The following is a 7528-nucleotide window of genomic DNA, read 5'->3' as shown; positions in this document are numbered from 1 at the left end:
GGGCATGCTCTTCATGCGCAAGCTGGAAGAGGGAAAGCAGGCCGATGGCCTGCGCAAGGCACTGGTGGAGATGCTCTTGCCCTACAGGGANTGCGTCCACACCATCACCTCCGACAACGGCACCGAGTTCGCCCGGCACAAGCTGATCGCAAAGAAACTGAAGGCCGATTTCTTCTTCGCACACCCCTATTCCTCCTGGGAAAGGGGTACCAACGAGAACACCAACAAGCTCATCAGGCAGTACATACCAAAAAAACAGTCGTTTGACGACTTCAACTGGCAGGATATCAGAAACATACAGTACAAAATCAATGCAAGGCCAAGAAAAAAACTAGATTACCAAAACCCCAAGAGCATTTTTTATGCTACCTTAGACCAAAATGTTGCATTGGTGAGTTGAATCTACCTAGACACCAAACCGCCTATGGAATTTCCCAATACGGGAACCATTTATTATCTTCGTATCGCATGAAGATCTTTTCAAGAAGTACGCTAAGGCATTTTTGGCAGCGGCATGCTGACAGCGAGCAGGCTTTGAAATCATGGTATCAGGAAGTGGAAAGGAGCAACTTGAAAATGAAAGCAGAATTGTTGTCGAATAACTACTTCATGATTTTTAATCCTTCAATACGTTTGAAGTGCTTTTTGTTGAATGTGACAATAGGTAGTTCGTTCACTATACAGGTAGCTGCAATAAATATGTCTCTAAATTCTATCATTTGATTATTGAGTCTTAATTTATGATAGATTTGGGCTGCCTTGATAGAAACGGCGTCTGTAAAAGGGAGAACCGTAAGGTCTTCTGTCAACATTTTCACATCATGTTCTTTTTCCTTTGTTGTAGCTCCCATATGCAATTCATAAAGCGAAACTGCGGAAATGTATAAATAAGGTTGATCCGAAAGGCGATACAGCATGGTAACTTTTTTATCTTTAGATCGAAGATGCTCGATGAATATACTGGTGTCAATTACCATTGTTGTGGCTTGAAATCCCCAAAGGCTTTCTTACTTTCCTCTAAAATGTTGACGTCTTCATCAGACCAAGTTGTTACTTTAGTCAGTTTTTTTTTGTAAATGGATGAGTTAGATTTGCTTTCCTGTTGAATGGTCACACCCAACCCTTTAAGTATTTGCTTTACCAAAGAACTTTTGCTTTCGGGGATATTGATAACTAGCCTTTCCATAATAACAAATTTATAAAAATTCCACCAAATAATCATCTATAACAAAAAAACCGTAAACCCAACATACGTTGAACTTACGGTCATTCGTTTTCGGTACTCCCAACGAAACTATTGTCGAACGATTTAATAGACAGTTTGAAGAAGATTACGGTCTTAGGAAATGTAGCGTCCCGGAATGCCACCGAGATACAGATCTGTGTAGTTCAATCATTGGCCATCACGAATTTAGGACTATCAAATCGCATCTGAAGCCAAGGATTAAGGTATCGAATATGGTAAATGCATCATTTATCATCGTAATGAAATCTGCATTGGATCACTGAACATGTTTGATCTTTACCTTTGGTTCCCGAAACCTGATAAACCAACCTGTGTTCTCCTGTTATCCTTCTCGACCAAAAACCTTTTAAGCTATGCTTCAACGGTTCTGGTTTCCCAATGCCATGAAATGGTGTTCGCTTAATTTCTTTCAATAAATCACGAATCTTTTTTTCCGCCTCTTTGTCGTTATCCATCCAATATTCCAAATCCTCCCAAGCTTCAGGAGTAAATTCTATATTCATTATTATGCCTTTACAAGACTTTCATCTTCCAGAGAAAAAGATTTCATTTTACCCTTTTTCAATTGCTCGATTGAGCGTTCTAAGCGCTTACGGTTAGCTTCAGTAGACATAAGATGGGCAGTCTCTATTAGCGAATTATATTCTTTAATAGATATAACTACAACCGCATCATCCTCATTATTATTACGAGGAATAATGAGAATGTCTTCTGTCGTACTTACCTCATCGAAATAGGTTTTCATATTTGTTCTTAAAGAAGAAATAGTTACAGCTTTCATAATTATATTTATTGTACACACAAACGTACTACAAGTTGTACAATAAAACAAATCTATTTTGTGAAAACATGCTTAGCGCGAAATTTGCGAAGAGAGAAAACCAAGGGTAGTCACACTTTTCAGATTTATTCGGCAACGAACTAACTGTAGTACCGAAAACCATCCAAGTATATGGACTCCATCTTAGTTGACACCAATTCCAATACTTTCCTAATTACCAAGAGTGATAGCATTATTTACGAAAACTTTCCTGAAAACCTGAAGACTGGTACGCTACATCCAAGCTTCTCGATTGCGAAGTCGTATGTAGGAACCTTGGTAGACACAGCTATAGACAAGGGCATCATCACCTCCGCTGAAGATTTCGTGATCAAATATTTACCAGAACTTGAAAAGAATGACAGCCGCTTTAAAAATCAGCTATAACGATATCCTGTGCTACGCTCCTAATATTGTCTCAATTCAAAAATCTCGGCAAGTAACAATAATTATGTTACCATTAATACGGTGTCCATCCAAATTGGAGAAATTTATAGAAATGATTTTTTAAGTTTATACAGGAGTGATGCGCTGATGCGCAGGGAATAAAATGAATGAGTTGAACTTTGATTGTATAAAAAAACTCGGTAGGTACGTGTACCTACCGAGTTTCGAGTACCCAAAGTAGGATTGTTCTCAAACCGCTTTATAGAGGACTTGAGACGAATTTCGGCGTTAGGAGCCTAAAAAGGCACTTTGGAAATATCTAACTTGGATAGACATCGAACCGCCTATAGGATTCCCAATATGGGAACAATTTATTATCTTTGTATCGCATGAGGATCTTTTCAAGAAGTACGCTAAAGGATTTTTGGCAGCGGCATGCTGACAGCGAACAGGCTTTGAAATCATGGTATCAGGAAGCGGAAAGGAGCAACTGGCGTACGCCTAATGAAATAAAGGCGGAATATCCAAGTGCAAGCATACTGACTGACAACAGAGTTGTATTTAATATCAAAGGGAATACATACCGCTTAATTGTCAAAATTAACTATGAGTACGGAGCCGTTTGGGTACGCTTTATAGGAACCCACGCGGAGTACGATAAAATAGATGCAACCAAAGTATAAGGGATATGGAGATTAAACCCATTAAAACAGAACAGGATTACCAAACCGCCATGGAAAGGTTGGAGGTTATTTTTGATGCCAAGCCGGGGACACCGAAGGGGGATGAGTTGGAAGTGCTGGGCGTACTTATCGACAATTACGAGCGCATGTATTTCCCCATTGATCTGCCCGATCCCATTGAGGCCATCAAGTTCCGTATGGAGCAAATGAATTACTCCAACAAAGACCTAGCGGAGATTATTGGCTTCAAGGGTCGTGTAAGCGAAATATTAAACCGCAAACGCAAGCTTTCCATCAATATGATACGCAGGCTTCATGAGGCGATGCAGATACCGACAGATGTGTTGGTGCAGGAATATTAGTGCTTAAATAAAAAACCGTATATCCAACATATGTTGGATATACGGTCTATGATTTTCGTACCCAGGGCCGGGATCGAACCGGCACGGTTTCCCACTAGTGTTTGAGACTAGCGCGTCTACCAATTCCGCCACCTGGGCATTCCCTTGTTTGCGGTGTGCAAATATAGAGACTTATACGATATCTGCAAAACTTTTTTGCTCAAAAACCTTCAGGGATAAAAACTATCTTTTTAAGGTATTGACAATCAATTTGTCCCCAAAAGAACGCTTAACTTAAATTATGGCAGTTTACCTCCTACTACTTTCATGATATCATTGCCCAAGGCAAATACCATCAAAAATACCACGATAATGAAACCGACCAACTGTGCCCTCTCCATAAACTTATCACTTAGAGGTTTTCCCTTGATCATCTCTATGAGCAAAAACATAGCGTGTCCACCATCCAGCGCAGGTATCGGCAATAAATTCATCAAGGCTAGTACCATAGACAGCAAGCCTACCAAAGTCCAAAACTTATACCAATCTACCTCCGCCCCAAACATACGCGCGATGCCTACGGGTCCCGAGAGCGCTTTGGTCGCTTTCACCTGTCCTGTGGCAATCTTGCCTAGCCCTTTCGCATTATCGGCCAATGCCGACCAAGCCTTGGAAGCTCCTATAGGAAGGGATTCAAAGAAGCCATATTTGACAATCTCGTAAGGACTACCAGAATATTGAAAGCCTAGCATGGCATTTTCCGGTACCTTTGCCTGCAAGGTATCTACCTCACCATCTTGCCGCTGAACTACCAAAGGCAGCTCTTTCCCTACGTTGTCTCTCAACACGGTAGACAGATCCACGTAAAACCTCACAGGTTTATTATTAAGCGATAAAATTTCATCGCCATCATGCAAGCCTATGCGCTCAGCTTCACTTCCACTTACGACTTGCCCTATCTTGCCCACATGGATGCGCGGTTGAACAAATTCGGAAACACCATACTCCGAAACATCGTTCATGATATCGCTTGGCACCTGTATCTCCTTTGTTTCATTTCCCCTTTTTACCGTCAGCACCGCGTTGCCCATCAATACCTTTGGACTGACTATTTCATCATAACGCACCACGGGAACACCATCTATAGCGGTAATCCTGTCTCCTGTTTCCAATCCAATTGATTCACCTACTTTTCCCGGGCTAATACCGTAGATCAACTTGTCATTAGAGACATAAGTTTCTCCATACTTAAAGGTCAACATCCAAAAGATGAAAATACCGAGTACGATATTGACAAAAATTCCTGCCAACATGACAATAAGCTTTTGCCAGGCAGGCTTTGACCGGAACTCGTAAGGCTGAGGCTCTGCTTTCAGCTGCTCGGTATCCATCGATTCATCAATCATACCGGCAATTTTCACGTAGCCACCCAACGGTAGCCACCCGATACCATATTCACAGTCTTTGTATTTGAACTTAAACAGCTTAATACCCCAAGCATCAAAAAAAAGATAAAACTTTTCTACCTTGATGCCGAAGGCTCGTGCTGCCAAAAAGTGTCCCAGTTCATGCAAAATCACTAATATCGACAAACCCAACAACATCTGGGCTGCCATAATCAATCCACTCATCCGTTTTTTTCTGTTTGATGTAGTATTTTATTTTTTGTTACAAGTTTGGTGGCCCATTCCCTAGCCCACTGGTCGGTGCTCAGATAATCTTCTAGTTTAGGCTGTTCCACAAAAGCAGCTTTGGCCATCACCTCTTCTATCACATCGCTCATTTCCAAGAAACCGATTTGGTCTTTCAAAAATGCTGCCACAACTATTTCGTTAGCAGCATTGAGGGCACAGGGAATATTACCTCCTAAATTCATCGCCCGATATGCCAGATCGAGGTTTCGAAAAGAAGCCTTATCGGGTTCCTCAAATCCCAACGACGGAAATCCCTTGAAGTCAAAACGCCTGAAATCACTCTTTAAACGCTCTGGATAGGAAAGCGCATACTGGATGGGGATTTTCATATCTGGCAGCCCCAATTGTGCCTTGATGGAACCATCCTCGAACTGTACCAAAGAATGCACAACAGATTGTGGATGCACTACTACATCTATCTGATCTGCATCCAGGTCGAACAGCCACTTTGCCTCTATCACCTCCAGCCCTTTATTCATCAGCGAGGCACTGTCGATCGTAATCTTATCACCCATTGACCAATTGGGGTGCTTGAGTGCCTCGCGCTTGGTCACCGACGATAAGAACAAGGGGTCTTTTCCCCTAAAGGGACCGCCAGAAGCCGTCAGAATAATTTTCTCTATGGGATTTCCTTTTTCTCCAGACAGACACTGAAATATGGCCGAATGCTCTGAATCTACCGGTAGTATTCGGGTGCCGTGCTTACGGGCCAGCCTCATTATGAGCTCACCCGCTACCACCAAGGTTTCCTTATTGGCTAGCGCTATGTCCTTGCCTGCACTAATCGCAGCAATAGTAGGCTTTAGACCGGAAAACCCAACCACCGCCGTGAGTACCATATCGACATCGTCCCTCAGCACCACTTCTTCCATGGCGGCACAGCCCGCCAATACCTGAATAGGCCAAGCGTCCAATTGCTTTTTCACATAGGCGTACAGGCTGTCTTTCGCGATAACAACCACTTGAGGCATGTAGCGTTTAGCCTGCTCAATCAAGAGATCGGCATTCGTAGCGGCAGTAAGCACATTGACGTCAAAACACTCGCGTTGCGCATCTATTACTTCTAGTGCTTGGGTTCCTATACTGCCAGTAGACCCAAGTATAGCAATTCTTCTTTTTGTCACTTGATACATTTTCTACCCTATCCGATACACCATCGAGGAAAGGATAGTATTCATATAATGTTTTCCATAATACCAGGGTCATCATCTCCCTTGTAGTGCAAAGTCATTTTTCTATAAGCCACGGCTACCAGCACGCTGGTAAAAGGTACCACAAAAAAAGAATTTACAAAACTCAAAACAGTTACTATCTTCACAAATCCCAAATAACTGAAGTACAAAGACAACAAGCTCCAAATGCTATAAAGAAACAAAAATACCAATAATTTCATAAAATTGCCCTTTGTAAGAGCAAAACTAAGCCTAATGGACCTAAATGGCTTTTCTTTCTTGTCTAATATAAAAAATGGGTAGAAAGACATCCGGATGAGCATGGCGAGAGACAACAAAAGTCCAAAACCATTCCCTAAATTGAATGCCATTTCCTTTGGCATCCCAAAGGTCCTAATCAGGAGAATCACTAAAGGAGTGAGAATGGCGATAGTTATTCCGGCCAACAAAACGCAGCTTACAAATATGGCGATCAACGCAATAAAAAAATAAAGCATTTCTGTAGGTGTCGGCAAGGTATTGAATATACTTTCCCTATCTAGATCATGATCTATTACATGAATAAGGTATTTGAAAAGCGTGAGCTGAATGCCGCAGTAAAGCAAAATAAAAAGCAAAGGAATACATACACGAAAGCCTAAGCTTAGGTCCTCGCTAAAATAGGAAGCTAGAAGGCCGGAAGCATTGAATACCACAAACATGACGAAAAAAAGACCCAATATGGAGAAATAGTGATCTCTCAGCACAAACCAGGACCTTTTTACCACATCATGTACGGCAAAGGTACTTTCCCTTAAAAATTGAATCATGTATACGTATTGCCCAACACCTTATTTTTGAACAAAGCAAATATACACGGAATAAATCAGTTAATCCTAGACTTGCATTATGCTTTTGAAAAATATAGGCTGGCGTTAATCAGAACCATTGATTTTTTTTTCAGCGCATCCCTTTATCGGACAATAACCCGCTGCTCCCCTATACAATAAGGCTCCTCCCAACGCTACTTCTGTCAAGGCCGACAATGGCTTCTTGAAAAGTTTCCTTGCTCCTGTAAACACAATATAAGCTCCCGTGCCAAGGCATATTAATCTTTCTGAAAATGCCAGGTTCGAAATGGGTTCTATTTCTTCTATCTCTATGATTTCTTCGTTTTCGTATTTACTCATGACAAATTAAAAAGTA

The 7528-nt window shown here is 41.5% G+C and carries 12 protein-coding genes and 1 tRNA gene; 4 read left to right on the top strand and 9 right to left on the bottom strand.

Annotated features, from left to right (window positions below; all coding sequences use genetic code 11):
• Positions 1–4 precede the first annotated feature (4 nt).
• On the top strand, positions 5–400 hold the full coding sequence (locus A37S_RS25345; protein ID WP_051293311.1) for an IS30 family transposase: 396 nt from the start codon (positions 5–7) through the stop codon (positions 398–400).
• Positions 401–602: 202 nt separating this feature from the next.
• On the opposite strand, the gene A37S_RS0119090 is transcribed toward A37S_RS25345, so the two are convergent.
• From A37S_RS0119090 to A37S_RS0119075, 4 genes are all read right to left on the bottom strand, one after another.
• Entirely contained in the window at positions 603–917 is a 315-nt protein-coding gene (locus tag A37S_RS0119090) for a type II toxin-antitoxin system VapC family toxin (protein ID WP_245586428.1), read from the bottom strand.
• A gap of 53 nt (positions 918–970) precedes the next feature.
• Complete coding sequence (locus A37S_RS0119085; protein ID WP_157278856.1) at positions 971–1186, bottom strand: hypothetical protein; 216 nt, start codon at positions 1184–1186, stop codon at positions 971–973.
• A 284-nt stretch (positions 1187–1470) separates the two neighbouring features.
• The gene (locus A37S_RS0119080; RefSeq protein WP_028298371.1) at positions 1471–1749 is read right to left on the bottom strand and encodes a Txe/YoeB family addiction module toxin; all 279 of its coding nucleotides are present in this window, start codon (positions 1747–1749) and stop codon (positions 1471–1473) included.
• A 2-nt stretch (positions 1750–1751) separates the two neighbouring features.
• Positions 1752–2027, bottom strand: coding sequence for a type II toxin-antitoxin system Phd/YefM family antitoxin (locus tag A37S_RS0119075; protein WP_036603253.1), 276 nt, complete (start codon positions 2025–2027; stop codon positions 1752–1754).
• A 171-nt stretch (positions 2028–2198) separates the two neighbouring features.
• On the opposite strand from A37S_RS0119075, the gene A37S_RS0119070 reads away from it, so the two are divergent.
• The 3 genes from A37S_RS0119070 (at position 2199) to A37S_RS0119060 (ending at position 3498) form a co-directional block, all read left to right on the top strand.
• Positions 2199–2453, top strand: a complete 255-nt coding sequence (locus tag A37S_RS0119070; RefSeq protein WP_028298369.1) for a hypothetical protein — start codon at positions 2199–2201, stop codon at positions 2451–2453.
• A 389-nt stretch (positions 2454–2842) separates the two neighbouring features.
• Positions 2843–3136 carry a type II toxin-antitoxin system HigB family toxin gene (locus A37S_RS0119065; protein ID WP_028298368.1) on the top strand — a complete coding sequence of 98 codons (294 nt, stop codon included), beginning with the start codon at positions 2843–2845 and terminating at the stop codon, positions 3134–3136.
• A gap of 5 nt (positions 3137–3141) precedes the next feature.
• The gene (locus tag A37S_RS0119060) at positions 3142–3498 is read left to right on the top strand and encodes a helix-turn-helix domain-containing protein (protein ID WP_028298367.1); all 357 of its coding nucleotides are present in this window, start codon (positions 3142–3144) and stop codon (positions 3496–3498) included.
• 58 nt (positions 3499–3556) lie between these two features.
• On the opposite strand, the gene A37S_RS0119055 is transcribed toward A37S_RS0119060, so the two are convergent.
• The 5 genes from A37S_RS0119055 to A37S_RS0119035 form a co-directional block, all read right to left on the bottom strand.
• Positions 3557–3636, bottom strand: a tRNA-Leu gene (locus A37S_RS0119055).
• Between the two features lie 140 nt (positions 3637–3776).
• Positions 3777–5108, bottom strand: coding sequence for an RIP metalloprotease RseP (rseP, locus tag A37S_RS0119050; RefSeq protein ID WP_028298366.1), 1332 nt, complete (start codon positions 5106–5108; stop codon positions 3777–3779).
• Positions 5105–6304, bottom strand: coding sequence for a 1-deoxy-D-xylulose-5-phosphate reductoisomerase (locus tag A37S_RS25340; protein WP_036603250.1), 1200 nt, complete (start codon positions 6302–6304; stop codon positions 5105–5107). The genes rseP and A37S_RS25340 overlap by 4 nt, the downstream gene beginning before the upstream one ends.
• 41 nt (positions 6305–6345) lie before the next feature.
• Complete coding sequence (locus A37S_RS0119040) at positions 6346–7152, bottom strand: hypothetical protein (RefSeq protein ID WP_028298365.1); 807 nt, start codon at positions 7150–7152, stop codon at positions 6346–6348.
• 105 nt (positions 7153–7257) lie between these two features.
• A complete protein-coding gene (locus A37S_RS0119035; RefSeq protein WP_028298364.1) occupies positions 7258–7512 on the bottom strand; it encodes a DUF2892 domain-containing protein in 255 nt (84 codons plus the stop codon).
• Positions 7513–7528: the final 16 nt, after the last annotated feature.

It is taken from the genome of Olivibacter sitiensis DSM 17696, from assembly GCF_000427965.1.
GTDB lineage: Bacteria > Bacteroidota > Bacteroidia > Sphingobacteriales > Sphingobacteriaceae > Olivibacter > Olivibacter sitiensis.
The sequence above is the reverse complement of the archived record's forward strand: the minus strand, read 5'-3'. Positions and strand labels throughout refer to the sequence as shown.